Annotated in this window: 1 rRNA gene; it reads left to right on the top strand. The window is 46.2% G+C overall.

Features of this window, described 5'->3' with window-relative positions:
* Nucleotides 1-517 precede the first annotated feature (517 nt).
* Nucleotides 518-743, top strand: a 23S ribosomal RNA gene (locus ON072_RS21045); the annotation flags it as partial.

Here is a 743-nt window from a genome sequence, read left to right as displayed (position 1 = left end):
CCCTAGGGGAACCTGGGGCTGGATCACCTCCTTACCTAAGCGATAATTGGTGCTTGGTCGGAAATTGCTCCTGCATTTTCGACATTCGGTACATCCGTGTACCTTTTGAGTGTTCACACAGATTGCTTGTTCATAGAGCAGGCCGTTGACCCTGGTAGGTCAATGAGTTCTTTAACAATTTGGAAAGCTGATAGTAGACATCAAAACCTCTCTTCGGAGTAGGATTTGATGCATACAAATTGAGTTCTCAAACACTTCAATCAAGTGTTTTGGAAATTCTTCAAGGCGAGTCCACTTCCTTAACCCGGAGGTGAGACAAGTAAACCTAAGCTGGTTGCAATACAACCCGTGTTTTCCGCTATGTTACCAATAAGGTAGCGCAGTCAGGCGACATGGTGTCTAAGCGGTGATTTGAGTGAGGAAGGAGTGTAGCAGCGCTACATGACTGACGAATGAAAAGCACAATAACGACAACATGAGTACTGACAAGCGAGATGAAAACTCATCCGGGTTGTATGGTTAAGCGACCAAGCGTATACGGTGGATGCCTTGGCAGTCAGAGGCGATGAAGGACGTAGTAACTTGCGAAAAGCGTTGGTGAGCTAGTAACAAGCATTTGAGCCAGCGATGTCCGAATGGGGAAACCCGGCACCATAAGGTGTCATCACTAAGTGAATACATAGCTTAGTGAGGCGAACGAGGGGAACTGAAACATCTAAGTACCCTTAGGAAAAGAAATCAAC

Source organism: Shewanella sp. K8, assembly GCF_028823715.1.
Lineage (GTDB): Bacteria > Pseudomonadota > Gammaproteobacteria > Enterobacterales > Shewanellaceae > Shewanella > Shewanella algae.
This window is presented reverse-complemented; position numbering and strand designations above follow the sequence as displayed.